The organism is uncultured Paracoccus sp. (assembly GCF_947496875.1).
In the GTDB taxonomy this organism is placed as follows: Bacteria; Pseudomonadota; Alphaproteobacteria; order Rhodobacterales; family Rhodobacteraceae; genus Paracoccus.
Window position 1 is genome coordinate 1 of sequence record NZ_CANMEH010000013.1, and the last position, 26,401, is coordinate 26,401.

Below are 26,401 nucleotides of genomic sequence, written 5' to 3' on the forward strand. Positions count from 1 at the left end.
TGGGTCTGCTCATGCATCACAGCTACCACGCTGGATTCACGAGATGAATCCCTCACGCGATTTGTGCAACAGAGCCGTGTAGGGCCTGAAACCCTGCATAAGTGGAACCCGGATTTAGTTATTCTGCGCGTTTCGGGTTACGGTCAGGACGGCCCGATGCGGGACGTGCCCGCTTTCGGGCGCGCGGCAGAGGCGTTGAGTGGTCTAGCCCATCTGACTGGTTTTGCGGACGGGCCACCGATGCACCCCGGATTTCCAGCGGCCGACAGCACGACAGGGTTGATGGGTGCTTTGGGGATCATGATCGCGCTGTTTGCCCGGGAAAAAGGGATTGCGCGTGGTCAGGTCGTCGATCTTGCGGTGTTCGAGGCGCTGCTTCGACTGATGGACTATCCCGTGCCCGCATTGACGGGCGCGAACCTCTCGCCGCGGCGCAACGGGCTGCGCCAGCCGATGGATTTTGCGCCGGGGGGCATGTTCCGAACCTCTGATGGGGTGTGGGTGACCGTTTCGGCTGGCAGCGCAGAAACAGCGCAACGCCTGTTGCGGGCGGTCGGCGGAGATGCGCTGGCCGATGATCCGCGGTTCGCTACACTCGACGAGATGTCGCAGCATATGGCCGTGGTCTTCGACGCCATAAATGATTTCGTCACGCAACACACGCTTGCGGAAGTCGAGGCGGAGTTTGCCCGCTATGATGCGGTTGCCTCTCGTGTGCTGAGCGTCGAGGAGATCATGACGAATGAGCAGATACGTCATCGCGGCGACATCGTATCGGTTGAGGGCGAGCAGACGCAGGTGATTGGACCTATCCCGCATCTCAGCGCCACCCCCGGTGAGTTGCGCTGGCTAGGGCGGCCGCCGGGCGCGGACAGCCGAAGCATTCTGCGCAATCTTGGATATGAAGATGACCGGATCACTGTCCTGTGTGAGGCAGGGTTTGTAGGTGTGGATGGGAGCGAGACACAATGACATTTCGAATGACGGGTGAACAAAAGGAAATTCGAGATCAGATCCTGCGTGTATGTGTGCAGTTTGATGACGACTACTGGCTGGACCGGGATCGGAACGGGGGTTTCCCTCATGATTTGCACAGGGCGATGGCAGATGGTGGCTGGCTTGGCATTGCCATGCCGGAAGACGTAGGCGGTGCTGGTCTGGGGATCACCGAAGCGACCATCATGATGCAGGCGATTGCCGAATCGGGGGCTGGCGCCAGCGGGGCCTCGGCCATCCACATGAACATTTTCGGGCTCAACCCGGTGGTCAAGTTCGGAACCGATGAACAGCGCGCTCGCATGCTGCCCCCTCTGATCGCCGGCGATCAAAAAGCTTGTTTCGCTGTAACCGAGCCGACGACCGGGCTGGATACCACCAAGCTTAAAACCATAGCTGTGCGACAGGGGGACAGGTACGTCGTTCATGGTCAAAAGGTCTGGATTTCGACCGCGCAGGTGGCCCACAAGATGTTGCTTCTGGCCAGAACGACACGGCTTGAAGACGTGACTAACCCGACCGAGGGTTTGAGCCTGTTCTATACGGATCTGGACCGCAATTTCGTGGATGTTCGCGAAATCGAAAAAATGGGCCGGAAAGCCGTTGACTCGAATGAGATGTTCATCGACGGACTGCCAATCCCGGCCGAAGACTTGATTGGGGAAGAGGGCAAGGGTTTCCGACAGATTCTGCATGGGCTGAACCCGGAACGCATCCTCGTTGCCGGCGAATGCATCGGCATCGCACGCAATGCATTGGTGCGCGCCGCGCAATACGCCAACGAGCGTGTGGTCTTTGGGCGGCCGATCGGCCAGAATCAGGGCATCCAGCATCCGCTGGCAATGGCATGGGCACGGGTGGAAGCTGCCAATCTCATGGTGATGCATGCCGCCGCCCTCTATGATTCGGGAGAGGCGTGCGGAGTGGAAGCCAACGCTGCCAAGCTACTGGCCGCAGATGCCGCGGTCGAGGCGACTGAAGCAGCGCAGATTACCTTTGGCGGGTTTGGATACGCCAAGGAATATCATGTGGAGCGTCTGGTAAGAGAGGCACTACTTTTCCGTATCGTCCCCGTGACACCACAGATGCTTTTGTCGTTCATCGCCGAAAAAGCGTTAGGGCTTCCAAAGTCTTACTGACGAGAGGTGATCACTATAGCAAAGCGCATTCTTGTCTTGCATAGTTTTCTAACACGCGTCAGATTATCCGCAACGAACCCGAACGGGACACAGGGAGGAGGCGTCATGACTAAGACGCAGTACGGGTCTTCGCGAGGAGGCTTGGCGTCACGCGCAACCGTGTATGCAAGCGACTTGTTTGCGGGTAAAACCGTTGCTGTGACGGGCGCCGGCGGTGGCTTGGGTCTTTCCATTGCGGTGCTGTTCGCTAGGTTGGGTGCCAATCTTGCGATCAATGGACGCGACGCGGTAAAGCTGGCCACGGCGAAGGAATTTCTCGAAACTTTTGGTGGCATGGTGTTTGCCAAGCCTATGACGATCCGGGATCCTGGCCAGGTCGAGGACTTCGTTGGCGAGGTCAACCGTGAATTCGGATCGATTGACGTTCTGGTGAACAATGCCGGGGGTCAGTTTCCCCAAGCAGCGTTGGACTTTTCTCCGAAGGGCTGGAACGCGGTCATCGACACCAACCTCAACGGGACCTGGTGGATGATGCAATCCACCGCACGACACTGGGTCGAGCAAAAGCGACCCGGTTCCATCGTGAATATCGTGGCCGACATCTGGCGCGGCATGCCGGGCATCGCGCATACCTGTGCGGCGCGAGCAGGGGTGATATACTTGTCAAAATCGGTCGCGGTAGAGTGGGCGCCGCATGGGATTCGCGTGAACTGCGTGGCGCCCGGATGTTGTGAAAGCAACGGCTTTCACAACTATCCCGAAGACGGCGCGGCCACCTTCCAGGACTCAAATCCGATGCGCCACGCCGGCGACGAATGGGATGTCGCCGAAGGCGTTGTTTATATGGCGGCAAATTCGGGGAAATTCGTAACCGGTGAAGTTCTGAATATCGACGGTGGGCAGCAGTTGTGGGGAGATCCCTGGCCCACAGGTCGACCGGATTACTTCCGGATATCTTGATACGTGCATTGCCTGGGGGAAAACGGGGGCCATATGACGACACTAAGTAATAAGCCGATACTGGAATGCACAGGGATCGAACGCCGTTTTGGCGGTATCGTTGCTGTCACCGGTGTCGATCTTGTCATCCAGCGAGGGGAAATCTTCGGCCTTGTTGGGCCGAATGGCAGTGGCAAGACGACGCTTACCAATGCAATCACCGGGTTCTACCCGCCAAACGAGGGGACTGTCCGGTTGGCCGGAAAGAACATCACCGGCACGGCACCCCACAAGGTTGCAAAGCTCGGTGTGGCCCGGACGTTTCAGAACCTCGCGCTCTTCAATGGGATGAGCGTTCTCGATAATATCCTGCTCGGCCGGCACATTCATATGCACCCAGGAGTTTTCCGCACGGCGTTCTATTGGTGGGCGGCCCGCCCTGAAGAAGTCGAGAACCGCAAAATCGTCGAGGAGGTGATCGAGTTCCTGCAGCTCGAGAGCATCCGGTACGAACTGGTCGACGGCCTTCCGATCGGGCTGAAAAAGCGGGTCGAACTTGCGCGGGCCCTGGTGGCAGAGCCGCAGATGTTGATCCTTGACGAGCCGATGGCGGGTATGAACCAGGAGGAGAAGGGGTATATGTCCCGCTTCATTCTGGACGCGCGGGATGAACGCGGCGTTAGTGTCCTGCTTATCGAACATCATATGGACGTCATCATCGGTATTTGTGATCGGGTGCTGGCACTCAACTACGGCGAAATGATCGCCAGCGGTATCCCGAAGGATGTTGTAAAAGATCCTAGGGTTATCGAGGCATATATTGGAGGATCGCATGGTTGAAGCAGCAAAATCGCAGTTTTCCGCCAGCGAAACGATCGGGGCATTGCTGGCACGGAACGCGTCAAGCTACGGGTCGAATATTGCTATTCGCGAAAAGGAGCGTGGAATCTGGAAAGAAACCACCTGGGCAGAGTACGCCGAAGAAGTACTGGCCTGCGCTGCCGGGCTTGAGAAGATCGGCGTAAAGCCCGGCAAGGCTGTGCTCATTCTGGGCGACAACCGTGCGCGGCTATATGGAGGCATGCTCGCGATTTCGCTACTCGGGGCTTATGCAATGCCGGCTTATCCTGGCGCAACGATCGAAGAGCTTCAGCATTTCCTGAGCGAGGTCGAGATCGTAGCAGCCATAGCAGAAGATCAGGAGCAGGTGGACAAACTCCTCGAGCTACGGAGTGCGAGCGCGAGTGGCATAGCTCATGTTATATACGATGAAACACGCGGCTTGGGATCCTATGAAGACGATGGACTAATGTCATGGGATCACCTGATTAAAGTCGGACTGGATTATCTCAACTTGGATCCACACCGCCGCGATGAACTTCTGAACAGAGCAAAACCCGAGGACCCGGCAATCTTCCTGCATTCGTCGGGAACCACGGGCAAACCGAAGGGTGTCGTACTGAGCCAAAAAAACGTTCTTGCCGCAGCTCGCAACGGCCACGCGGCGGGAGTGTACGGAGAGGATGAGGACATCCTCGCATATCTCCCGATGGCCTGGGTCGGCGATTATGCCATCACGGTGGCGGCGGCGCTGATGTTCCGGTTCACAGTGAACGTACCGGAGAGGCAGGAAACGGTCGTGCGGGACATGCGGGAAATCGCACCGACCTTTTATTTGGCGGCACCCAGGAGCTGGGACCAAATGTTAACTACGATCCAAGTCGGCATGGAGAACTCAACCCCGTTGAAAAAGTGGTTTTACCACTTCTTCATGGACCGGGCGATTGCCGCCGAGACGCGCAAGCTGAACGGCCACAGTGGCGGTGCGTTGGAACCACTGGGCCGTTTTCTGGGGGAGGCGCTCATTTTCGGTCCAATCAAGGATCAATTCGGCATGAGTCGCCTGAGGAGTGCGTTTACCGGTGGCGAGGCAATTGGCGAAGACACCTTCGTGTTCTATCGCGCCCTCGGGATCAAGCTGCGCCAGTTCTACGGCCAGACGGAGAACAGTGCGATCACCGCGATGCAAGCCCCTAACGAAGTGCGCCTGCATACCGTCGGTAAACCCGCGCCCGGTGTCGAGGTGAAGATCGATGCGAGCGGCGAAATTCTCTTGCGCTCGGAAAGCGTGTTTGATGGCTACTTCAACAAACCGGAGGCGAGCGCTGAAGCCTTGGTGAGCGGGTGGTTGCATACCGGTGACGCCGGCTATCTGGAGGATAATGGCCAGCTTGTGGTTCTGGGGCGCGTCTCCGAGGTCATGCATACGGCGGGCGGTGAACGCTACGTGCCTAACTATATAGAGAACCGGCTGAAATTCAGTCCGTATATCAAGGATGCGGCCGTTGTCGGAGCGGGGCGGAATGAGCTGACTGCGATGATCTGCGTGGATTTTGAAGCTGTCGGTCATTGGGCCGAGGTGAACGGTGTGCCATATGTGTCCTATTCAGATTTGTCTCAGCGCGACGAAGTCGCGGCGCTAATACGCCCGGCTTTCGAACGGGTAAACAAGGCCGTCACCGAGCCACTGCACCTGAAGCGCTTTGTCTGCCTTCCAAAGGAATTTGACCCGGACGACGGCGAGATCACTCGAACCCGAAAATTGCGTCGCAAGGTCGTAGAGGAACGCTATGCCGACGTTATCGCGGCACTCTACGACGGTTCAGCCGAGGTCCATGTGAGTGCCCAGGTGGCTTACGAGACCGGAGAAATGGGGAAGGTTGAAAGAAACCTTCCCATAAGGGAGGTTTAAATGGATTGGGTTTTTTTATCAGAGCTTGCGATCAACGGTGCCCTGACGGGTCTGTTGTATTCACTTTTTGCCATCGGCCTGGTCCTGGTCTATAAGGCATCCTCGGTGCCCAATCTGGCGCAGGGCGGGCTGACAATGGTCGGGGCTTATGTGGTTCTTGCCCTAGCGCGCGATCTGGGAATGCCGTTATGGCTAGCTATTCCGCTTGCTGCGGTCGTCATGTTCGGTCTGGGGTTTGGCATTGAAAGGGTGGCGCTTCGGCGTCTCGCGGGCCGTCCGGTCGTCATGATCCTGATGCTGACACTTGGCCTCGACATCTTCCTGCGGGGCACAACGCTTGCAATCTCGGGTGGGACGTCGCGTTCGATGGAACTCGGTGTCAGCTATGAACCATTGCTCCTGGGCGACATCTTCATCAGCCGCATCCATCTGGTCGGCGCCGGCGTTGCGCTTGCCCTGTTCGTCGCTTTCATTGTGTTCTTTCGAACCCGGACCGGGATCAAATTGCGGGCGATCGCGGATGATTACATGGCATCATGGTCTGTCGGAATTTCGGTCGAGCGCGGTGTCGGGCTGTCCTGGGCCCTCGCTTCTGTGGTGGCTGTGGCGGCAGGTGTCATTTGGGGCGAAATCCAGGGTGTCGATCAGGCACTGTCGCTTCTGCTTCTCAAGGGTCTGACTGTCGCTGTTCTGGGTGGTCTCGACAGCATATTAGGCGCGATCGTTGCTGGTATCATTCTGGGCGTAATCGAAAATGTCGGTGCGGAATTTCTTGATCCGCTTGTCGGAGGCGGCAGCCGCGAACTCATCGTCGCCGCGGTCCTGATTCTTACGGTCATGATCCGTCCGCACGGACTGTTCGGCCGTCACGACATCGAAAGGGTGTAAAATGTTCTATCGACTCTCGGGTGTCTACCACTCCAGCTTGATCTCGGACAGCCGCATGTTCAAAGTTCCGGCAGACCGGAACTTGGCGGTGTTCCTTCTGTTGATCGGACTTGCGGCACCGTTTATCCTACCGTCACTTTACCTTAACAGTTACATTTTGCCTTGGCTGATCTGGACCGCCGCCGCTTTAGGACTGAACTTGGTGACAGGCTGGGCCGGACAGCTCCATCTCGGATATGCCGCAGTAATGGCCGTTGGTGCCTATTCGGCCATACATACCGTGCGGCTCGGGGTGCCTTGGGAAATCGCCTTGATCATTGGTGGGTTGGCGGCATCAGTGATCGGCAGTCTGTTCGCCTTTGCTGCATTGCGGGTCAAAGGTCTTTATCTCGCGCTCACGACCCTCGCGATGCAATTCGTGATGGACTGGGTATTGACCCACTCCCCAACGATTTCCGGCGGGTCACACGCATCACTTCAGGCTCCAACTTTGGCGCTGTTAGGACAGCAGATCACCTCTGATGCCGGCTATTATTATGTCGCACTTGGCTGGTGCGTCTTGGTCACAATCTTCATGCTAAACCTCAAGCGCACTGGGCTGGGACGTGCACTTGTCGCAGTGCGTGAGAAGGATTTTGCTGCGGCGATCCTCGGCGTAAACAGCTTCTACTACAAGATCCTAGCCTTCGCGGCATCGTCTTTCATTGCCGGTGTCAGCGGGGCCCTGCTGGTCGCGACCTTCTACTTTCTGGCCGCACCCGAACAGTTTTCGGTAAACGTATCAATCCAGGTATTGGCGATGGTGATCGTAGGCGGACTTGGCAGCATCATCGGGTCCTATTTCGGAGTTGCGTTGATCCTGCTCGTGCCGGGGCTGGTGAACGGGCTCGTCGTGACAGCGAGCGAAGAGCTCGGCATGCAGGTCAATGTGGAAACGCTCGCTCATATCCCCAATGCGGTCTACGGCGCGTTGATCGTCATCATTCTCATGATCGAACCGCTAGGTCTCGGAAAACTCTACGGCAATATCAGAGACTATCTTATGACCTGGCCCTTCGATCAGCTCAGAAAGTAAAGAGGAATGCCGATGCAAGAGAAAGCCCAAGGCCAGTCCATTCTGTCGATGAATAGCATCGAGGTGCTGTACGACAACGTAATGCTGGCGATCAAAGGCGTTTCTGTTCAGGTGCCGAAGGGCGGAATGGTCGCGCTTCTGGGCTCCAACGGAGCCGGAAAAAGCACAACATTGAAGGCGATCAGTGGTCTTCTGAAGGCAGAACGCGGCCATATCAGCCGGGGTGAGATAAAGTTTGACGGGACCGACATCACAGAGATGCTGGCGCAGAAACGTGTCGAAATGGGCATCTGTCACGTCATCGAAGGACGGCGCGTTTTCGAGCATCTGACTCCAGACGAGAACCTGACTGCGGCCGCACCGATGGGAATGTCCAGATCTGAATTGAGTGTGCAAAAGGATAAAATATACGACTATTTTCCCAGGCTTGCCGAGCGCCGCAATTCGCAGGCGGGTTATCTGTCGGGCGGCGAACAGCAAATGCTTGCCATTGGCCGAGCTCTTGTGACCCAACCGAGTCTTCTGATGCTCGATGAGCCGAGTCTTGGGCTAGCGCCATTCTTGGTGGCTGAAATTTTCGGCATCCTTCAAAAAATCAACCGCGAGGAGGGTTTGTCGGTGCTTTTGGTTGAACAGAATGCCTTGGCCGCGCTGGAAATCGTTTCGGAAGGTTATCTGATCGAAAACGGCCGCGTGGTCATGCATGGTACAGCCGAGGCGCTCAAATCCAACTCGGACATCCAGGAATTCTACCTTGGCGGCGGAGAAGGTACCAACTTTCACAATGTCAAACATTACAGCCGACGCAAGCGTTGGCTGAGTTAAGTCACTAGACAGAGATTGTTCAGGGAGGAAAAGATGAAGAAACTTACCAAGACACTAGCTGTTTTTTCTATGATGGGGAGCTAGATGGCCGGAACACTGGCTCTGGCGGAGCCATTCAAGGTCGGGGTTTGTTATGATCTTAGCAAGGCCTATACTTTCGCCACGCCTCAGGTGTCGCAGGCGGCGATGGATGTGGCGAAGCTGATCAACATGCAGGGTGGTATCGGTGGAGAGCCGGTAGAGGTTATCGTTCGTGATCACGGAAACGAGCCACAGCGCGGCATCGAGTGTTATTCCAGGCTGAGCCGGGAAGGGGTTTTCGTCTTCGACACGCTGTCGACGCCTGTATCTTTGGCGATCCTGCCACGCGCTATGGAAGATGGGCGGATTCTGATGCAGTCACTGGTGGGTCGGGGCGATGCGGTGGATGGAACCGTTTTCGAATGGGTCTATCCCGTCGGCCCGACATATTGGGGGCAGATGGCAAACGATATCAGATATATCAAACAGCTACATGACGACGATCTCTCGGACGTCAAGATCGGCTACATTTATTTCGACTACCCGTTCGGGCAGGAGCCGATCGAGATTCTGAAAACGCTGTCGCAGAAAGAGGGTTTCGAACTACTGCTTTACCCCGTGCCGCTGCCGGGCAGCGATCAATCCGGTGCATGGTCGAAGATGCGTCGTGACAATCCCGACCATGTGATCTCATGGATGCTTGGTGGTGCGCATGTCGTCGCTTCGAAGGAAATGCAACGCAATCGCATTCCGATGGACAAGTATATTTCCGTAAACTGGCTGAATGAAGTCGACATCGCCAATATTGGCGCCGAGGCCGCCACCGGGCTCAAGCGCGGCACAAATGTCGTGGGTGGTCAGGACGTGCCCCTGCGTCTGGAGATCATCAATAAACTTTATGACGAGGGAGAGGGCTCCGGTCCGCTCGTGAACACGCAGGACGTCTATTACAACACAGGTCTGGCGATGTATTCGATCATCTTCGAGGCTGCCCGCAGGGCCGCAGACCTGGAGGGGATGCCGATCACGGCGGAATCCTATAAAAAGGGCCTAGAGTCGCTGGAAAACTACGACGCCAACGGTCTGATGGCACCAATCACGGTCACAGCCGAGGATCACGGCGGCGGCGGCAAGACGCGTATCGAGATGTGGGATGGCGAAACCTGGGTTCCGCAGACTGACTGGATCGCGGCGTACGGAGAAGTTGTTTGGGACGTCGTTAGGGAAAGTTCTTCGAAGTACGGGGAATGAAGAATGGCAACTGAACGCAAAATGCGTGGGGCTGAGAATCAGTATTGGAACTATGAGCCCTGCGTTCAACAACGGGAGAGAGAAACATGAAAACCAAACGGAAAGTATGGACTATTGCCATCGCCGCTGCGTTGGCAACCAGCGGGGCGATGGCATCAGCTCAGGAAAATGAGCCGATCAAGTTCGGCCTCTGCTTTGACCTCAGCAAGTCATACGCATTCATTACGCCACAGGTCGCACAGGCGGCCCAAGATCTTGCGATGTACACCAATGAAAACGGTGGCATCGAGGGGCACCCGGTTGAAATCATCGTGCGCGATCACGGCAATGAGCCGCAGCGGGGCGTGGAATGCTATGAGCAGCTGAAGCGTGAGGGCGTTTTTATCTACAACTTCCTGTCTACGCCGGTCACGAACGCGGCTTTGCCGCGTGCCATGAAGGATGGCAACATTTTGATGCAATCTTTCGTCGGCCGTGGTGACGCAGTCGACGGCGAGGTTTTCGGATGGGTCTTCCCTGTCGGTCCGACCTATTGGCAGCAGGCGGCGAACGATGTTGCCTTCATCAAGGGCCAAATGGGGGGCGATCTGAGCGATGCCAAGATCGGCTTCATCTATCTGGACTATCCTTTCGGGCAGGAGCCGATCGAGATTCTTAAGACGCTTGCCGAGAAGGAAGGCTTCCAACTGGAGCTCTATCCGGTTCCGCTGCCGGGGTCGGATCAGTCCGGCGCATGGAGCAAGATTCGCCGAGACAAGCCTGACTATGTGATCAGCTGGCTATTGGCCGGTGGGCATGCTGTTGCGTCCAAGGAAATGCGTCGTAACGGTTTCCCAATCGACCGCTACTTGTCGGTGAACTGGATGAACGAGGTCGATATAAATAACATCGGCGCGGAAGAGGCAAAAGGTGTCTTGCGCGGGACTAACGTGGCCGGCGGGCAAGACGTGCCGATCGTCAAGACGATGCTCGACACCTACTATGCAAACGGAAAGGGAAGTGGGCCGGAAAGCCTGGTTCGTGACGTATACTACAATCTCGGCCTTGCGGTCTATACGACGGGTTTCGAAGCTGCTCGGCTTGCGATCCAGGAGAACGGTTGGCCGTTGACGCCCGAGAGCATGAAATCGGGCTACGAGGCGATAGAAAACTTCGACGCCAATGGCTTGATGGCCCCTGTGACCGTAACGCCCCAGGATCACGGTGGCGGTGGCAAGACACGCATTGAACAATGGGACGGGGCAAACTGGGTTCCTTTGACCGACTGGAGCGCGGACTACATCGATGTGGTGTGGGAAGTGATCAAGGAAAGCTCGGCGAAGTTCACTGTCGAATAGATGGCAGCTCCCCCGTGGCGATCATGTCGCGGGGGAGCAACAACCGCGTGTTCAAGTTAAAACGATGCTGGAGAAACGAAGTGGAAACCATGAGCCCGATCAAGCTTACAATTGAAGACGGAATCGCGACCGTCTGTATCAATCGGCCCGAACGCAAGAACGCGTTGTCTGTGGACGCAACGAACGGGCTGACAGATGCTTGGAAGAAAATCGGAGCGGATGACACCGTCCGCGTGGCGATACTTACCTCGACCGATTGCGGTGTCTTCAGTGCCGGGCTGGATTTGAAGGAAGCTTCGCAGATAGCGCGTGATGAAGGGGTCGATATTCTGACGAAAATGCGTGACCCGTTTCATGAAACCATGCGCGCCTGCAAGAAGCCGATCATCGCCGCGATGACCGGATCGCTGATGGCGGGGGGCATGATGCTGACCCTCAATTGCGACCTGCGCGTCGGCCTCAAGGGAACAAAGGTTGGTGTTACAGAGGTGAAGATTGGCCGGGGGTCGCCTTGGGCGGCGCCGGCGCTGTCGATGCTGCCGCAACCCATTCTCATGGAAATCCTTCTGACCGGCGATCTGATGCCGATTGAGCGTCTGCATGATTACGGGTTCACCAATTATCTCGAGGATACGCCGGACGCGGTGCGCGCGCGGGCGTTGGATCTCGCCAAGCGGATTGCCGGGGGCGCGCCGCTTTCCGTGATCGCCGCCAAAGGCGGCGTTCGCGCCACCATGGATCTGGGCTGCGCAGGCGGTCTGGAAGAAGGTAAGCGCCTGCACGAGGTCGTTTACGCCAGCAATGACGCAATCGAGGGCCCCAGAGCATTCGCCGAAAAGCGCGCCCCGGTGTGGACCGGAACCTGAAGGAGATTGGCATGACCGAGTTGATGCGCCTAGACCGGGACGGCCCTATCGGCATCCTACGCTTTACCCAGCCCGGGAAACGTAACCCCTACAGCATCGGGTTTGTCGAGGATCTCGTAGCATGCCTGCGGCAGGCGGAGCGGGACGACACGCTACGCGCAGTTGTCATGACCGGTGGCGATTATTTCAGCAGCGGTGGGGATCTGGTCGGCTTTCAGTCTGAGATTGCCAAAGGCGCGAGAGCCACATCGGAAATGGTGGACAAGGTTCATGATGGCGGGCGCGCCGCGTATCTCTTTCGGAAACCCCTGATCTCCGCCGTCTGCGGTGTCGCCTTCGGTGCCGGCCTGAGCCTGGCCCTGTCGGCGGATATCGTCGTAGCGGCCGAAGATGCCCGGCTGTGCGAGGTTTTTGCCCGTGTCGGCGGCTGCCCTGACACCGGGTCGAGCTGGCTTCTTCAGCAACGCGCCGGCGCGGGCGTGGCGCGGACGCTTGTTCTCACGGGGCGCGAGATCGACGGGCGCACCGCCCGCGACCTGCGCGTCGTCGAGGAATGTGTGCCGGCCGGACAGGTCGAGGCCCGCGCGCTTGAGATCGCGCGCGAGATTGCACAGCATCCGATGTTCGGCGTTCAAACCGCCAAGCGTGTGATGCGCGCGTCGGCGGAATGTAGTTATCTTGAGGCTCTGGACATCGAGCGTGACTGCCAAAGTGTTCTGCTGTGCGCGCATGACTTTCCCGAAGCTATGAACGCGTTTTCGGAGAAGCGCAAACCACAATTCACGGACCGATAAGTCGGTCGAAACCATATCGAAGAACTCAAGGGAGACCACGCCAATGAAGGTACTCGTGCCTGTCAAACGTGTGATCGACTACAACGTGAAGGTTCGCGTCAAGGCGGACGGAAGCGGTGTCGATCTCGCCAATGTCAAAATGTCCATGAACCCTTTCGACGAGATCGCGGTGGAAGAGGCGATCCGGTTGAAGGAAGCGGGAAAGGCTGATGAGGTCGTGGTGGTTTCCATCGGCGTCAAGCAAGCGCAGGAAACCCTGCGGACCGCGCTGGCCATGGGCGCCGACCGCGCCATTCTGGTCGTGGCTACGGACGATGTTCACAACGACATCGAACCGCTGGCCGTGGCCAAGATCCTGAAAGCCGTCATCGCCGAGGAAAACCCCGGTCTGGTGATTGCGGGCAAACAGGCCATCGACAATGACATGAACGCAACCGGTCAGATGCTGTCCGCTCTGCTGGGCTGGTCACAGGCGGCCTTCGCCTCGCATCTGGACATTCAGGGCGATCATGCGCTGGTCACGCGCGAAGTGGATGGCGGCCTGCAGACGATCAAGGTGAAACTGCCCACCATCGTCACCGCCGATCTGCGCCTGAACGAGCCGCGCTATGCATCGCTGCCGAACATCATGAAGGCCAAGAAAAAGCAACTCGATGAAAAGACCGCCGCCGATTACGGCGTCGATGTCACCCCGCGCCTGACTGTGGTCAAGACCACGGAACCCGCAGCGCGCGCGGCAGGCATCAAGGTGGGCTCGGTCGATGAGCTTGTGGCGAAACTCAAGGAAGTGGGGGCTGTATAATGGCTGTTCTTCTGATTGGTGAAGTAACCGACGGCACGCTGGCGCTGGACGCCACCGCCAAGGCCGTCACTGCGGCCAAGCAATTGGGCGAAGTGACCGTGCTCTGCACCGGCGCATCGGCCAAGGCCGCCGCGGATGAGGCGGCCAAGATTGCAGGCGTCTCCAAGGTGCTTGTCGCCGAAGACGCGCTCTATGGGCACCGTCTGGCTGAACCCGTCGCCGCGCTGATCGCCAGCATGGCCTCGGAGTATTCGCATATCGTGGCCCCCTCCACGACGGATGCGAAAAACATCATGCCGCGCGTCGCCGCTCTGCTGGACGTGATGATCCTGTCCGATGTCGTGGGCGTGGTCGATGCAGACACGTTTGAGCGTCCGATCTATGCGGGCAACGCGATCCAGACCGTGAAATCTACTGACAGCGTCAAGGTCATGACGATCCGCACCTCGACCTTCGATCTGGCCCCGATGGGCGGCTCTGCCTCGGTTGAGGCGATTGCCACGGGCGACAACCCCGGCCTGTCCGAATGGGTCGAAGACAAGGTGGCCGCCTCGGACCGCCCCGAACTGACCAGCGCAGGCGTGGTTGTGTCGGGCGGGCGCGGCGTCGGCTCGGAAGCTGACTTCGCCCTGATCGAGAAACTGGCCGACAAGCTGGGTGCCGCCGTCGGTGCATCCCGTGCCGCCGTTGACTCGGGCTACGCGCCCAACGACTGGCAGGTCGGACAGACAGGCAAGGTCGTGGCCCCCGATCTTTATGTCGCGGTCGGCATCTCGGGTGCGATCCAGCACCTTGCCGGCATGAAGGACAGCAAGATCATCGTCGCCATCAACAAGGACGAAGAAGCCCCGATCTTCCAGGTTGCCGACTATGGCCTTGTCGCGGATCTTTTCACCGCGGTGCCGGAATTGATCGAGAAACTCAGTTGATTCGGGGCGCACAGCGTTTGAAAGGTCCGCCTTGCGCGGAGCTTATCATGAACGGGAGCAACCAGTAGGGGAACCGGCTCTTGGGAGGATATTTGCTTAATCTGTTGAACCTGTTCCTCCTCATTTTCAAGACAAGACACCTGATAGATTTCAACAGATCAAGTCGCCTTTGTAGGAAAAAACATGTCTCTGATCAAGAACTCCCCAAACTGGGTTTCCGATGAACACAAGATGTTCGCGGAGAGTACCCGCAAACTTTTTGATGCCGAGATGGCGCCAAATGTCGACAAATGGGCGTCACAAGGCATCGTCGACAGAGAGTTCTGGAAGGTCGTCGGCGAGCAGGGCGTCATGGGCGGATCCATTGCGGAGGAGTATGGTGGATTCGGGGGCGGTATTGGGTTTGACGCGATCACTGTCTATGAACAAGGGCGCACCGGAGATACCGGCTGGGGTTACGGCATCCAGAGCATCGTAATTCACTATCTGAACACCTACGGCAGTGAAGGGCAAAAGAAAAAGTGGCTGCCGCGGTTGATTAGCGGCGAAAGCGTCGCCGCTATCGCCATGACAGAACCGGGCACCGGCTCGGACCTTCAGAGCGTTCAGACCTATGCAGAACGAGACGGCAATCACTACAAGATCAACGGGTCGAAGATTTTCATAACCAACGGTCATACCGCCGACATAGTCGTAGTGGTGGCCAAGACGGACAGAAGCGCAGGGGCCAAGGGTGTGTCGCTGATCGTTCTGGAGGCCAAGGAAGCAGAAGGATTCCGGCGTGGGAGGAACCTAAAGAAGCTTGGCATGAAGGGCTCTGACACGGCCGAGCTGTTTTTTGAGGATGTCCGCGTGCCCACAGCCAACCTGCTAGGTACTGAGGAAGGGCAGGGGTTCTATCAGCTGATGAAGCAATTGCCCTGGGAGCGATTGATGTCGGAATCACCGCGCTTGGTTTCATCGACTTCGCGATCGATGAGACCGTAAAATACGTTCAGGATCGCAAGGCGTTCGGCAAGCGGATCATGGATTTCCAGAACACCCGGTTCAAACTGGCGGAATGCAAGACCAAAGCCGAACTGCTGCGTAGCTTCGTCAATGACGACATTGCCCGAATAGAGGCTGGCGAGCTTGATGCTGCCACCGCGTCAATGGCGAAATGGTGGGGCAGTCAGACGCAGAACGAAGTCATGCATGAATGTCTGCAACTGCATGGCGGATACGGTTACATGATGGAATTCCCGATCGCGCGTCTTTACGCCGACAGCCGGGTGCAGATGATCTATGGCGGCACCAACGAAATCATGAACGAACTGATCGCTCGTTCGCTGGATGTCTGATCGGTCCGGGTGGGGTTACTCTTCGGCCGGGCCCAAGATCTCTTCGCTGTGCTCGCCCAACCGAGGGGCTGGTCGGTGGTCGTGTCGCGCCGGGGTTGCCGAAAATCGAACCGGCGGGCGTGTTGTCCAAATGGCACCTTCCGTTGGATGAGCAATCTGCTGAAAGAAACCGGTGGCGGCAAGATGGGGGTCGCTGGGCAGATCTGACAGGTTTCGGACTGGCATGGCGGGAATATCGGCCTGCTCCATCAGGGCAAGCCATTCTTTTGTGGTCCGTGTCAGCGCGAGCTGCGCCACCATATCGTAAACCGCGCCTATGTTGCGGCTGCGGGTGTCCATGTCGGTCACCCACAAGTGGCCGAGCATGTCATCCCGCCCGACTGCCTTGAAAAAGCGTGCCCATTGTACGTTGGTGTAGGGCAGAATAGTGATAAACCCGTCCGAAGTCTGAACCGGGCGGCGATGAGGGACAAGCATGCGGGCATAGCCGAAATCTTGCGGGTTGTCCTCGAATGTGGCACCATCCATATGTTCGGTCAGCAGGAACGACGTCAGCGTTTCAAACATCGGCACTTCGACATGCTGGGGCACGCCCGTGCGCTCACGATGGAACAAGGCGGCCATGACAGCATAGGCCGCAGTGACGCCGCCAAGCTTGTCGGCAAGGATCGTCGGGGCATAGGCCGGCGCAGCTTCGGGATCGCGCAATGATGCCAAGCTGGCCATCCCCGAGACCGATTGGACGATGTCGTCGAAGGCAGGTTTGGCCGCATAGGGCCCGTCCTGCCCAAAGCCGGTGGCGGATACCGTAATCAGTTTCGGATTCTCGCGGCGCAACGTTTCGGGGTCAAGGGACAATCTGGCAAGCGCCGCGGGCCGGATGCTGGAGATCATCACATCGGCATCGGCCAGCAGCTTGCGCAGCCGATCGCGATCATTTGGCGTCTTGAGGTCTAGAATGACGCTGCGTTTGTTGCGGTTTGCACCCAGAAAGGCGGCACCCATCAGCTTGTTGCGGGACGGCTGGACCTGGCGCAAAAGATCTCCCTCGGGGCTTTCCACCTTGATCACATCGGCCCCCAGATCGCCCAGCATTTGCGTGGCCAAAGGCCCGAAAACCACAGAAGTAAGATCGACAATCTTCACGCCATCAAGGATCGCGGGTTTCTGCGCAGCGGTCATTTACGCGCGTATCCTGTTTTATGACGAGGGTCGAACTCGGTGCGGATGGCTTTGCCGTCTGCGTCGAAAGCCGGGCAAGGGCCAAGTGTCGTCTCTCCGACGCTGCGCCGGATCGGGGGCGCAGGGACGTTGATTTCGCCAGATGGCGTGCTGATGACGGACCGGTCGAGTTGGGGGTGGTCGGACAGGGACGCCACATCGTTCACCGCCCCGTATGCAATGCCCGCCGCGTCAAGCCGCTTTAGCATCCCGGCGCGGTCATGAGAGGCGAACACGGCCTTGATGAGCGCTTCGAGCGCGGGCTTGTTCAGCAGCCGCGTCGAGTTGTCGTGAAAACGTGGATCGGTTGCCAGGGCGGTATCCCCAAGGATGTTGTCGCAAAAGCTCACCCACTCACCGCTGTGCTGTACGGCTATCACGATAAGCTGGCCGTCCCTGCACTCATAGGCGCCGTAGGGGCAGATCATCGTGTGGTTAAGACCGACGCGGGGCGTCGGTTTGGAAAGATAGTCGTGATAGAGCAGCGGAACCGACATCCAGTCGGCCATCACGTCGAACATGGCCACCGAAACGCCGCTGCCTGTGCCGGAGCGCTCACGCCCGATCAGCGCTTCGCAGATCCCGGCATGAGCTGTCATGCCCGTGGCGATGTCGCAGACCGACACGCCAACCCGCCCCGGACCGTCCGGCGTGCCGGTCACCGATGCCAGGCCGCTTTCGCATTGCACCAGAAGGTCATAAGCCTTGGCGTTGCGCATCGGGCCGTCTTCACCGTATCCGGTGATATCGCAGGTCACAAGCCGCGGGAACTTCTCTCGCAAGGTCGTCGAATCCAGACCCAGCTTTGCAAGGGCGCCCGGCAAAAGATTTTGGATGAACACATCCGCGTTTTCCAGCATTTTCAGCAGGATATCGCGATCTTCTGCTGCTTTGATGTCTAGTGCGACCGATTCCTTGCCCCGGTTCAGCCATGTAAAATAGGCGCTTTCGCCGTTGGCAACAGTATCATAGGCGCGCGCGAAATCGCCCACGCCCTTGCGTTCGACCTTGATCACCCGCGCACCGGCATCGGCAAGCCGCGAAGAGCAAAAAGGCGCCGCCACCGCCTGTTCGAGCGCGATGACGAGCTTGCCGGAAAGGGGCGCTGAATTTGAACTTGACATGGCGTTCTCTCACGTGATCCTAGGAGCGTGACAGAATCTAACAGATGTTAGAAACATTATCAATACGATTAACCAGGAATGGGCCATTTGAGGAGAATGCCGGTGCCGGACGCCACAGGACCAGACCAGATATTCCAACGCGCGCTGACAAACGGAGAGATCGTGCTGCCCAGATGCGATGATTGCGGAGCCTATCATTTCTTTCCAAGGGTCTTGTGTCCGCACTGCCATGGGACCGCGATCTCTTGGCATCCCGCCAGCGGTAAGGGCCGGGTCCATACTACCACTGTCGTGCGTCAGAAGCTCGAGCGCGGCGGCGACTATAACGTGTGCGTGGTGGAACTGGAGGAAGGCGTTCGGATGATGAGCCGAGTCGAGGGCATTGCCCCCCGTGACATTGTCATCGACATGGTCGTGACCGCCTTCGTGGGCGGGGCCGAGGGGCAACCGGCCGTGTTGTTCAAACCGGCGGAGGTATAGGCCATGACACCCAAACTTCGGGGAAAATCCGCCATTGTGGGAACCGGGCACGCGGGTTTTGGCGAGGCGCATGGGCTTACGGCCTATGATGTCATGGCGCAATCCGCGCTTGCGGCGCTTGGCGATGCGGGGCTGAAGCTGTCTGATGTGGACGGTCTGTTCTGCACCATGATGGAAGACAGCATGCCGGCGCTGATGGCGGCCGAATATCTGGGTATTCAGCCCAGGTTCATCGACGGCACCATGACGGGCGGTTCGTCCTTCGTGAATTACTTGACCTCCGCCACAATGGCGCTGGAGGCCGGCCTGTGTGATGTGGCGCTGATCGTTTATGGCTCCAACCAGCGCACCGCGTCGGGCAGGCTTGTGACGGCATCGCGCCCGCCCGCCTATGAGGCGCCGTATAATCCGCGCTATCCGATTTCCGCATATGCGATGGCGGCGGCACGGCACATGCATGAATTTGGCACCACCCGCGAACAGCTGGCCGATGTGGCCGTGGCCGCGCGGGCTTGGGCGCAGCACAACCCTGAGGCATTCGAGCGCGGCCCGCTGAGTCTTGAGGATGTTTTGGGCGCGCGTATGGTGGCCGATCCGTTGACGGTGCGCGATTGTTGTCTTGTCACCGATGGCGGCGGGGCGATCGTGATGGTGCGCGCCGACCGCGCCAAGGACTTCCCGAAGGCCCCGGTTTACGTTTTGGGCAGCGCGGCGGAAAGCTCGCACCGGCAAATATCGCAGATGAAGGATTTCACCGTGACCGCCGCTCGCGAGTCGGGCGCACGCGCCTTTGACGCGGCTGGCGTGTCGCCCGCTGACATTCAGGTGGTCGAGCTGTACGATGCGTTCACCATCAATACGATCCTGTTTCTGGAAGATCTCGGCTTTTGTGCCAAGGGCGAGGGCGGCGCCTTTGTCGAGGGCGGGCGCATCGCGCCGGGCGGGGTCTTGCCGGTGAATACCAATGGTGGGGGTCTGTCCTGTGTGCACCCCGGCATGTATGGCATTTTCACCGTGATCGAGGCGGCGCGGCAGATCCGTGGCGATGCGCCCGGCATTCAGTTGAGGGATGTCGACCTGGCGCTGGCCCATGGGAACGGCGGTGTGCTGTCCAGTCAGGTCACGGCAATCTTGGGTTCGCAAAACACCCTCTAAGAACAAACCAGGGAGGAAAGATCATGCCATTGGATTTCGACGCGCTATCGAACTGGGACTTCGAAGAGATCGAGCAGACACTGACCGATCGGGATACGATCCTTTATGCGCTCGGCCTCGGGTTTGGCGAGGATCCGACCGACAGGAAAGAGTTGGCCTTTGTCTATGAAGCTGGGCTGAGGGCGGTTCCCTCAATGGCGGTCACGATGGGGTACCCGGGCTTCTGGCTGCGCGACCCCAAGACCGGCGTGAACTGGCAGAAGGTGCTGCATGGTGAACAATGGCTAGACATCTACAAGCCGCTGCCGGTGAACGGCAACATCATCGGCCGCAGCCGGATCGACTTTATTTCCGACAAGGGCGAGGGCAAAGGTGCCGTCATCTACCAGAGCCGCGACATCATCAATGCCGATAGCGGCGAAAAGCTGGCTCGCGTGGCGATGTCGGCCTTCTGCCGTGGCGATGGTGGGTTCGGTGGCGAAAACAGGCCCGGCCCGGCCCCGGCGGCCTTGCCCGACCGCGCGCCCGATCATGTCTGCGATATCGAAACACTGCCGCGCCAGGCGCTGGTTTACCGCCTTAGCGGTGACATGAACCCGCTTCATGCCGACCCGGATGTGGCGCGTTCGGTCGGGTTCGACCGCCCGATCCTGCACGGCCTTGCGACCTATGGTCTGGCGGCGCGGGCGATCCTCAAATCGCTGCTCGATTATGACGCCGCCCGGCTTGTCGGGCTGGACGTGCGGTTTTCCGCCCCGGTCTATCCCGGCGAGACCGTGCGGTTTGAGATCTGGGAAGAGGGTGGCGAGGCCCGGTTCCGCGCTTCGATCCCGGCCCGCGACGTGGTGGTTCTAAACAATGGGGCTGCGCGTTTCGCGTGAGGGAGGGAGGATGACACAGCCGCTCAAGGATATCTTGGTGCTGGATTTCAGCACCCTTCTTCCCGGCCCGATGGCCACGCTCATGTTATCCGAAGCCGGGGCCGAGGTTATCAAGTTCGAGCGTCCGGGCACGGGTGAGGACGCACGCCTGACCGCGCCGAAAATAGACGGGGAGAGCATTGGCTTCGCTGTTTTGAATCACGGCAAGCGGTCGGTGGCAATCGACCTCAAGTCAAAGGGCGCAATGAATGTTCTGCGCCCTTTGCTTGAAAAGGCCGATGTTCTGGTAGAGCAATTTCGCCCCGGAGTGATGGACCGGCTCGGTCTGGGATACGAGGCCGTGCGCGAGATCAATCCCGGTCTCATCTATTGTTCGATCACCGGTTATGGACAGACCGGCCCGAAGGCTTCGACTGCCGGGCACGATCTCAATTATGTGGGCGATGCGGGGATTCTGTCGCTGAGCCGGGGACCGGATCAGCAGCCAACCATGCCCTTCGGGTTGGTCGCTGATATCGGGGGCGGAACCTATCCGGCGGTGGTCAATATCCTGCTGGCCCTGATTGCGCGGCAGGCAAGCGGTCAGGGAACGCATCTGGATATCGCCATGTCCGAGGGGGCGTTTGCCTTTGCCTACTGGGCCCAAGCAGATGGCGTGATCGCCGGCAATGACATCGCAAGCGGCAGCAGCCGTCTGACCGGCGGCCTAGCGCGCTATCGTCTCTATACCGCGGCGGACGGCCGTCAGATCGCCGTCGGGGCGATCGAGGAAAAGTTCTGGCAGTTGTTCTGCGATGTCATCGGCCTGCCGCAGGAGCTTCGTGATGACTGGTCCGACCCCAATGCCAGTGTTGCGGAAGTGGCGCGTCGTCTGGGCGACCATCCCTCGACCCATTGGGAGTCTTTGCTGGCCGCTGCGGACTGTTGTTGTTCCGTCGTGAAAACGCCCGCCGAAGCTGCGGCCGATCCGCATTTTATCGCGCGAGGCGTATTCGAGCGAAAGCTGAACATTTCTGGTCGGGAGGTACCGGCGCTGCCGCTGCCAATTGCTCCGGAATTCCGTTCTGCGGCGAGTTCGGCCGGACGTGCTGCGGCATTGGGGGAAGATAATACCCGCTTTGGCCAGGACTTGCGAAAAACACAATGAAATTCGTTGACCCGCAGGTTTTCAGATTGTACTCTAACATTTGTTAGAAAAAAAAATGGAGAGGTCCATTGGCCCAACCCCACGACGACCTGCCGACAGAAGCTGCGCGCTTTGTCTTGCCCGCGCACTTTGTCGAGAGCGACAGCCTCGAAGTGCAGGGTTTCATCACATCGGCTTTGCGCGATCTTCCTGTGGACGCGACCAATCGAGATAAGGCAATCCGCCTGTTCGAAGCGGTTCGCGACGATATCCGTTACGACCCGTATTGTTTTGCGCTGGATGAAGATTCTTATCGTGCCAGCCGGATCGCCGGGGCGGAGGCAGCCTTCTGCGTCCCCAAGGCAATCCTACTTGCGGCCTGTCTGCGCGCCGTCGGTATCCCCGCCGCTTTGGGATTCGCGGATGTGCGCAACCACCTGAATACTCCCAAGCTGCAGGAGCTGATGGGGACCGATCTCTTTATCTATCACGGTTATGTTCAACTGTGGCTGGGTGGTGAATCCTATAAGGTCACACCCGCTTTCAACATAGAGCTGTGTGAAAGATTCGGGGTCAAGCCTCTGGTTTTTGACGGCTATCACGATGCTCTTTTCCACGAATTCGACGAGAAGGACCAGCGCCACATGGAATATGTGAACGACCGGGGTCTTCATGTCGATGCGCCGATGACGGAATTCCTGACGGCCTTCAAGGAAACCTACCCGAAACTGGAAGAGTTCAACCGGGTGAGAATCTCCAAAGATTCGAGCGGGTATGATTCCGGTTTCGCAAAGGAGGGGGCCGCTTGAAATATCTTGACGATTTCGAGTCGGGCCAAGTCTTTCACTTTCGCAGCGCCCCGATGAGCGCACAGTCCATAAAGGCCTTTGCCCAGGAGTGGGACCCGCAGCGGCTGCACACCGACGAAGACTATGCGACCGCGATACATGGCAGCCTGATCGCCTCGGGATTTCAGACCGCGCTTGAGGTGTTCAAACCTGTCGTGACGGAATTGATGGTCAATGTGGCCAATATCGGCGGCATGGGCTTCGAGAATCTGCGCTGGCTGCTGCCTGTCCGCCCGGATGAACCCCTCGATATCGAAATGACTATCAACTCGGTCACGCCGTCCAAAAGCAAGCCCGATCGAGGTGTCTTGCACTATACGCTCAGCGTCAGGAACCCCAAGGGCGAGGTGGTTCTTTCAGCTGACGTCCCATTGATGATGAAGCGAAAACGAAATGACACAGGTTGATATGCAATCCAGCGAACAAGAAGAAGACCTTCGCCTGCTGCGCGAAAGCGCGCGCACGCTGTTTGACCGCGCGGGCGGAAGTGGACGGTCGCGAAAGCTCCGCGATGCCGGGGGCGAATTTGACCCGGATATGGTCCGGGAATTGGGCGAAGCCGGTGTTTTTGGCGTGGCCGTGCCCGAAGAACAGGGGGGGCTTGGCATGGGCCTGGCTGCCGGTGGCGTTATCGCCGAAGAGGTCGGCCGCGTGATCGCCCCGGAACCGGTCGTGGCGACGATTGGTCTTGGCCTAGGCCTTCTGCGCCGCCTTTGCCCGGAGCATCCGAAGCTGGAACAGCTTATCGGCGGCGAGGCATCGCTGGCGGTTGCCTGGCAGGAACGTGGTCCGGGCGGCGCTTCCGCTGATGCGACTTGCCGGTATGCGGACGGAAAGCTGACCGGCGGCAAGGCCTGGGTGGTTGGCGCGGGAGGAACGCAGGATTTCCTTGTTGTAGCCGAAGCAGATGGTGGCCCGGTTCTAGTTCTGGCCGAGGCCAGCGCGGATGGGCTTGTTACGACCAGGCGGGCGCAGGCCGATGGCAGTTCCTTGGGCGAGCTTTCCTTTTCAGGAACGCCGGCTGCGGAGCTGGCCTGCGGTGCCGCGGTTCAGGGAGCGCTGTCCGAGGCTGTGGCCGACGCAACGGCGCTTGCCGCAGCCGAGCTTGTCGGCCTGAGCCAGCGCGCCTTCGAGATTACGCTCGACTACATCAAGACGCGCGAGCAGTTCAACAAGCCGATCGGATCCTTCCAGGTCATCCAGCACCGCGCCGTCGACCTGAACGTGATGTGCGAGGTCGCGCAGGCCGCAGTGCGCGAAGTTCTGATGCGGATGGATGGCGAAACGGACGCAAGTATCCGCGCACGTCTGGCCAGCCGGGCCAAGGCACGGGCGGTCACGGCCGCCAGGAAAGTCACCCGCGACGCCATCCAGCTGCACGGCGCGGTCGGCTACACCGATGAATTCGATATCGGGCTTTATCTGAACCGGGCGCTGGTGCTGTCGGCCTGGCTGGGCGACGACGCCTATCACCGTCGGATCTGGTTTGACGCGCGCGAAGAAGAGGGGGCCGCACAATGACCGACTGGAACGCAATGAGCGATGCGGAATTCCGCAAAGAGGTGCGCGGGTTCCTCGAGGCCGAGTACCCCGAAGAGCTGCGCCATCTGCCGCACCGCCCCAAGTTCGCCGAGATTGAACATTGGCATCGCAAGCTGCACACCAAGGGATGGGTTGCGCCGGCCTGGCCCGCGGAATACGGCGGTATGGGGCTGAATGCCGCCAAGCTGCTGATCTTCTACGAAGAGCAGCAGCGCTGGGGTGTCAATCGTGGTCGAGACATGGGTGTGCAGATGGTCGGCCCCCTGATCATCAAGTTCGGCACTCAGAAACAAAAAAACTATTGGCTGCCGCGAATCCTCAGTTGCGAAGACATCTGGTGCCAGGGGTATTCGGAACCCGGTGCCGGGTCCGATCTGGCCAACCTGCGCACACGCGCAGAGATTGACGGCGACGACTTTGTCATAAACGGACAGAAGATCTGGACCACGATGGCGCATGACGCCACGCACATCTTCATGCTGGTCCGCACCGATCCGGACGCGCCCAAAAAACAACAGGGAATCAGCTTTGTCCTTGCGTCGATGGATCAACCCGGTGTCGAGGTGCGCACGATCACCACGCTTTCGGGGGAAACGGAATTTTGCGAGGTTTTCTTCGACAATGCCCGTACACCCCGCGAAAACCTCGTGGGCGAGTTGAACAAGGGCTGGACCATGGCCAAGGCGCTCCTGAGCTTCGAGCGCATCTTCATCGGCTCGCCCAGCCTGGCCCAGAACGCGTTGGGGCAGCTTGAGAGCTTCGCACGGGGCCGTGGCGCTTTTGACGATCCAGTGTTCCGCGACCGCTTTGCGCAAGCCGCGCTTGATGTCGAGGATCACGCGGCGCTTTACTCCCGTTTCGCCGACCAACTGAAGCGCGGCGAAACGCTGGGCGCCGATGTCTCGATGCTCAAGATCTGGGTGACCGAGTGCTTTCAGCGCATCACCGAGCTGATGATCGAGGCAGCCGGACCCGATGGCGGCACCGTCGGCCCGCTTCAGGTCGGCAATGTAAGCGTCGATGTCCTTGCGAGTTTCTACAAGGCCAGACCGACGACGATCTATGGAGGGTCGAACGAGATCCAGCGAAACATCCTGTCCAAGGCCGTTCTCGGATTGCCTGACTGAACCTAATACCCTGAGGAGGAAAAGAACCATGTCCGATCGTTACGCAAAATATCACAAGATGAGATTCGACTACCCGGCTGATCGCGTCCTGCGCATCACGTTCGACCGCCCTGAGACTTTCAATTCCGTAGATGCGGAAACCCACACTCAGATGACAGATATGTGGATCGATATCGATCGTGACCCCGACATCAATGCGGTCATAGTCACCGGCGCGGGCAAGGCATTCTCGGCCGGCGGCGATTTCAGCCTGATCGAAAACATGATCGGCAATTCGTACGAGATCATGAAGACGTGGAAAGAGGCCAAAGACCTCGTCTACAACATCATCAACTGTAACAAGCCGATTATTTCCGCCATCAACGGCCCTGCCGCCGGTGCCGGCCTTGTGGTGGCCATCCTAGCCGACATCTCGATCGCCGGTAAGAAGGCCAAGATCGTCGATGGTCACCCGCGTCTGGGCGTTGCCGCTGGCGATGTCGCGGCAATCATCTGGCCATTGCTGACCTCGATGGCCAAGGCGAAATACTATTTGATGACTTGTAAGCCGGTTTCGGGCGAAGAGGCCGAGCGCATCGGCCTAGTGTCAATGTGCGTCGAAGATGACGAGTTGCAGCAAATCGCTTTGGATACGGCCGTCGAGCTCGCCAACGGCTCGCAAAGCGCGATCCGCTGGACCAAATATTCGCTGAACAACTGGCTGCGCCAGGCTGGCCCGATCTTCGATGCCTCGACTGCGCTTGAAATGCTCGGGTTCATGGGCGAAGACGTCAAGGAAGGGGTACTGTCGCATCGCGAGAAGCGCGCGCCGAACTTCCGCAAGGACTGCCCGCTTTAAGCCACGACTGAAGAGGGAGGCATGATCATGTCTGAAGACATCTACAAGGACATAGCTCAAGCCTATGCCGCCGCAGCCGAAAGGGCATCTGGGCTGAAATCACGA

At 58.6% G+C, this 26,401-nt stretch carries 25 protein-coding genes and 1 pseudogene; 24 read left to right on the plus strand and 2 right to left on the minus strand.

The features are described from left to right. The 15 genes and pseudogenes from Q0938_RS14110 to Q0938_RS14180 form a co-directional block, all read left to right on the plus strand. The coding region (locus tag Q0938_RS14110; protein ID WP_299363555.1) for a CoA transferase at positions 1-972 on the plus strand (972 nt) is incomplete at its 5' end. An 8-nt stretch (positions 973-980) separates the two neighbouring features. Continuing rightward, entirely contained in the window at positions 981-2,135 is a 1,155-nt protein-coding gene (locus Q0938_RS14115) for an acyl-CoA dehydrogenase family protein (RefSeq protein ID WP_084732224.1), read from the plus strand. Between the two features lie 105 nt (positions 2,136-2,240). After that, a complete protein-coding gene (locus Q0938_RS14120; protein WP_073068816.1) occupies positions 2,241-3,095 on the plus strand; it encodes an SDR family oxidoreductase in 855 nt (284 codons plus the stop codon). A gap of 33 nt (positions 3,096-3,128) precedes the next feature. Next, complete coding sequence (locus Q0938_RS14125) at positions 3,129-3,914, plus strand: ABC transporter ATP-binding protein (protein WP_047998078.1); 786 nt, start codon at positions 3,129-3,131, stop codon at positions 3,912-3,914. Further along, positions 3,907-5,826, plus strand: coding sequence for an AMP-binding protein (locus tag Q0938_RS14130; protein WP_073068815.1), 1,920 nt, complete (start codon positions 3,907-3,909; stop codon positions 5,824-5,826). The genes Q0938_RS14125 and Q0938_RS14130 overlap by 8 nt, the downstream gene beginning before the upstream one ends. Then, positions 5,827-6,714: a branched-chain amino acid ABC transporter permease gene (locus Q0938_RS14135; protein WP_073068814.1), complete on the plus strand. Its 888-nt coding sequence runs from the start codon at positions 5,827-5,829 to the stop codon at positions 6,712-6,714. A gap of 1 nt (position 6,715) precedes the next feature. Beyond that, on the plus strand, positions 6,716-7,789 hold the full coding sequence (locus Q0938_RS14140; protein WP_073068813.1) for a branched-chain amino acid ABC transporter permease: 1,074 nt from the start codon (positions 6,716-6,718) through the stop codon (positions 7,787-7,789). Between the two features lie 12 nt (positions 7,790-7,801). Next, positions 7,802-8,614 carry an ABC transporter ATP-binding protein gene (locus tag Q0938_RS14145; protein WP_073068822.1) on the plus strand — a complete coding sequence of 271 codons (813 nt, stop codon included), beginning with the start codon at positions 7,802-7,804 and terminating at the stop codon, positions 8,612-8,614. Between the two features lie 84 nt (positions 8,615-8,698). Further along, positions 8,699-9,886, plus strand: a complete 1,188-nt coding sequence (locus tag Q0938_RS14150; RefSeq protein ID WP_073068812.1) for an ABC transporter substrate-binding protein — start codon at positions 8,699-8,701, stop codon at positions 9,884-9,886. Positions 9,887-9,972: 86 nt separating this feature from the next. Then, a complete protein-coding gene (locus Q0938_RS14155) occupies positions 9,973-11,223 on the plus strand; it encodes an ABC transporter substrate-binding protein (RefSeq protein ID WP_073068811.1) in 1,251 nt (416 codons plus the stop codon). Positions 11,224-11,312: 89 nt separating this feature from the next. Then, the gene (locus Q0938_RS14160; RefSeq protein ID WP_073068810.1) at positions 11,313-12,089 is read left to right on the plus strand and encodes an enoyl-CoA hydratase-related protein; all 777 of its coding nucleotides are present in this window, start codon (positions 11,313-11,315) and stop codon (positions 12,087-12,089) included. A gap of 11 nt (positions 12,090-12,100) precedes the next feature. Beyond that, on the plus strand, positions 12,101-12,883 hold the full coding sequence (locus Q0938_RS14165) for an enoyl-CoA hydratase/isomerase family protein (protein WP_073068821.1): 783 nt from the start codon (positions 12,101-12,103) through the stop codon (positions 12,881-12,883). Between the two features lie 43 nt (positions 12,884-12,926). Then, positions 12,927-13,685 carry an electron transfer flavoprotein subunit beta/FixA family protein gene (locus Q0938_RS14170; RefSeq protein ID WP_073068809.1) on the plus strand — a complete coding sequence of 253 codons (759 nt, stop codon included), beginning with the start codon at positions 12,927-12,929 and terminating at the stop codon, positions 13,683-13,685. After that, positions 13,685-14,614 carry an FAD-binding protein gene (locus Q0938_RS14175; RefSeq protein WP_073068807.1) on the plus strand — a complete coding sequence of 310 codons (930 nt, stop codon included), beginning with the start codon at positions 13,685-13,687 and terminating at the stop codon, positions 14,612-14,614. The genes Q0938_RS14170 and Q0938_RS14175 overlap by 1 nt, the downstream gene beginning before the upstream one ends. Positions 14,615-14,797: 183 nt before the next feature. After that, a pseudogene (locus tag Q0938_RS14180) lies at positions 14,798-15,954 on the plus strand (acyl-CoA dehydrogenase family protein). Between the two features lie 15 nt (positions 15,955-15,969). Here Q0938_RS14180 and Q0938_RS14185 read toward each other — a convergent pair. Beyond that, the gene (locus tag Q0938_RS14185) at positions 15,970-17,136 is read right to left on the minus strand and encodes a CoA transferase (protein WP_073068805.1); all 1,167 of its coding nucleotides are present in this window, start codon (positions 17,134-17,136) and stop codon (positions 15,970-15,972) included. Continuing rightward, positions 17,133-18,299, minus strand: a complete 1,167-nt coding sequence (locus tag Q0938_RS14190; RefSeq protein WP_073068803.1) for a CaiB/BaiF CoA-transferase family protein — start codon at positions 18,297-18,299, stop codon at positions 17,133-17,135. Before Q0938_RS14190 ends, Q0938_RS14185 begins: the two co-directional genes overlap by 4 nt. A 96-nt stretch (positions 18,300-18,395) precedes the next feature. Between Q0938_RS14190 and Q0938_RS14195 the strand changes: the two genes are divergently transcribed. The 9 genes from Q0938_RS14195 to Q0938_RS14235 all read left to right on the plus strand — a co-directional run bounded on the left by Q0938_RS14195 (position 18,396) and on the right by Q0938_RS14235 (position 26,296). Then, positions 18,396-18,779 (plus strand): OB-fold domain-containing protein, encoded by a 384-nt coding sequence (locus Q0938_RS14195; protein WP_073068820.1) that lies wholly within the window; start codon positions 18,396-18,398, stop codon positions 18,777-18,779. Between the two features lie 3 nt (positions 18,780-18,782). Continuing rightward, positions 18,783-19,934: a thiolase gene (locus Q0938_RS14200; protein WP_073068800.1), complete on the plus strand. Its 1,152-nt coding sequence runs from the start codon at positions 18,783-18,785 to the stop codon at positions 19,932-19,934. A 23-nt stretch (positions 19,935-19,957) separates the two neighbouring features. Continuing rightward, positions 19,958-20,815 (plus strand): MaoC/PaaZ C-terminal domain-containing protein, encoded by an 858-nt coding sequence (locus Q0938_RS14205; RefSeq protein ID WP_185968604.1) that lies wholly within the window; start codon positions 19,958-19,960, stop codon positions 20,813-20,815. Positions 20,816-20,825: 10 nt separating this feature from the next. Then, positions 20,826-21,962: a CaiB/BaiF CoA-transferase family protein gene (locus Q0938_RS14210; protein WP_073068819.1), complete on the plus strand. Its 1,137-nt coding sequence runs from the start codon at positions 20,826-20,828 to the stop codon at positions 21,960-21,962. A 68-nt stretch (positions 21,963-22,030) separates the two neighbouring features. Continuing rightward, positions 22,031-22,750 (plus strand): transglutaminase family protein, encoded by a 720-nt coding sequence (locus Q0938_RS14215; protein WP_073068796.1) that lies wholly within the window; start codon positions 22,031-22,033, stop codon positions 22,748-22,750. Beyond that, a complete protein-coding gene (locus Q0938_RS14220) occupies positions 22,747-23,196 on the plus strand; it encodes a MaoC family dehydratase (protein WP_073068794.1) in 450 nt (149 codons plus the stop codon). Before Q0938_RS14215 ends, Q0938_RS14220 begins: the two co-directional genes overlap by 4 nt. Beyond that, entirely contained in the window at positions 23,183-24,310 is a 1,128-nt protein-coding gene (locus tag Q0938_RS14225) for an acyl-CoA dehydrogenase family protein (RefSeq protein ID WP_073068792.1), read from the plus strand. The genes Q0938_RS14220 and Q0938_RS14225 overlap by 14 nt, the downstream gene beginning before the upstream one ends. Further along, positions 24,307-25,458, plus strand: a complete 1,152-nt coding sequence (locus Q0938_RS14230; RefSeq protein ID WP_073068790.1) for an acyl-CoA dehydrogenase family protein — start codon at positions 24,307-24,309, stop codon at positions 25,456-25,458. The genes Q0938_RS14225 and Q0938_RS14230 overlap by 4 nt, the downstream gene beginning before the upstream one ends. A 28-nt stretch (positions 25,459-25,486) precedes the next feature. Further along, the gene (locus Q0938_RS14235) at positions 25,487-26,296 is read left to right on the plus strand and encodes an enoyl-CoA hydratase/isomerase family protein (RefSeq protein ID WP_073068788.1); all 810 of its coding nucleotides are present in this window, start codon (positions 25,487-25,489) and stop codon (positions 26,294-26,296) included. Positions 26,297-26,401 lie beyond the last annotated feature (105 nt).

Excerpts from the sequence above, each read along its gene's own strand:
- Q0938_RS14115 (WP_084732224.1), top strand. The coding sequence starts at position 981 with ATGACGGGTGAACAAAAGGAAATTCGAGATCAGATCCTGCGTGTATGT.
- Q0938_RS14120 (WP_073068816.1), top strand. The coding sequence starts at position 2,241 with ATGACTAAGACGCAGTACGGGTCTTCGCGAGGAGGCTTGGCGTCACGC.
- Q0938_RS14125 (WP_047998078.1), top strand. The coding sequence starts at position 3,129 with ATGACGACACTAAGTAATAAGCCGATACTGGAATGCACAGGGATCGAA.
- Q0938_RS14130 (WP_073068815.1), top strand. The coding sequence starts at position 3,907 with ATGGTTGAAGCAGCAAAATCGCAGTTTTCCGCCAGCGAAACGATCGGG.
- Q0938_RS14135 (WP_073068814.1), top strand. The coding sequence starts at position 5,827 with ATGGATTGGGTTTTTTTATCAGAGCTTGCGATCAACGGTGCCCTGACG.
- Q0938_RS14140 (WP_073068813.1), top strand. The coding sequence starts at position 6,716 with ATGTTCTATCGACTCTCGGGTGTCTACCACTCCAGCTTGATCTCGGAC.
- Q0938_RS14145 (WP_073068822.1), top strand. The coding sequence starts at position 7,802 with ATGCAAGAGAAAGCCCAAGGCCAGTCCATTCTGTCGATGAATAGCATC.
- Q0938_RS14150 (WP_073068812.1), top strand. The coding sequence starts at position 8,699 with ATGGCCGGAACACTGGCTCTGGCGGAGCCATTCAAGGTCGGGGTTTGT.
- Q0938_RS14155 (WP_073068811.1), top strand. The coding sequence starts at position 9,973 with ATGAAAACCAAACGGAAAGTATGGACTATTGCCATCGCCGCTGCGTTG.
- Q0938_RS14160 (WP_073068810.1), top strand. The coding sequence starts at position 11,313 with ATGAGCCCGATCAAGCTTACAATTGAAGACGGAATCGCGACCGTCTGT.
- Q0938_RS14165 (WP_073068821.1), top strand. The coding sequence starts at position 12,101 with ATGACCGAGTTGATGCGCCTAGACCGGGACGGCCCTATCGGCATCCTA.
- Q0938_RS14170 (WP_073068809.1), top strand. The coding sequence starts at position 12,927 with ATGAAGGTACTCGTGCCTGTCAAACGTGTGATCGACTACAACGTGAAG.
- Q0938_RS14175 (WP_073068807.1), top strand. The coding sequence starts at position 13,685 with ATGGCTGTTCTTCTGATTGGTGAAGTAACCGACGGCACGCTGGCGCTG.
- Q0938_RS14185 (WP_073068805.1), bottom strand. The coding sequence starts at position 17,136 with ATGACCGCTGCGCAGAAACCCGCGATCCTTGATGGCGTGAAGATTGTC.
- Q0938_RS14190 (WP_073068803.1), bottom strand. The coding sequence starts at position 18,299 with ATGTCAAGTTCAAATTCAGCGCCCCTTTCCGGCAAGCTCGTCATCGCG.
- Q0938_RS14195 (WP_073068820.1), top strand. The coding sequence starts at position 18,396 with ATGCCGGTGCCGGACGCCACAGGACCAGACCAGATATTCCAACGCGCG.
- Q0938_RS14200 (WP_073068800.1), top strand. The coding sequence starts at position 18,783 with ATGACACCCAAACTTCGGGGAAAATCCGCCATTGTGGGAACCGGGCAC.
- Q0938_RS14205 (WP_185968604.1), top strand. The coding sequence starts at position 19,958 with ATGCCATTGGATTTCGACGCGCTATCGAACTGGGACTTCGAAGAGATC.
- Q0938_RS14210 (WP_073068819.1), top strand. The coding sequence starts at position 20,826 with ATGACACAGCCGCTCAAGGATATCTTGGTGCTGGATTTCAGCACCCTT.
- Q0938_RS14225 (WP_073068792.1), top strand. The coding sequence starts at position 23,183 with ATGACACAGGTTGATATGCAATCCAGCGAACAAGAAGAAGACCTTCGC.
- Q0938_RS14230 (WP_073068790.1), top strand. The coding sequence starts at position 24,307 with ATGACCGACTGGAACGCAATGAGCGATGCGGAATTCCGCAAAGAGGTG.
- Q0938_RS14235 (WP_073068788.1), top strand. The coding sequence starts at position 25,487 with ATGTCCGATCGTTACGCAAAATATCACAAGATGAGATTCGACTACCCG.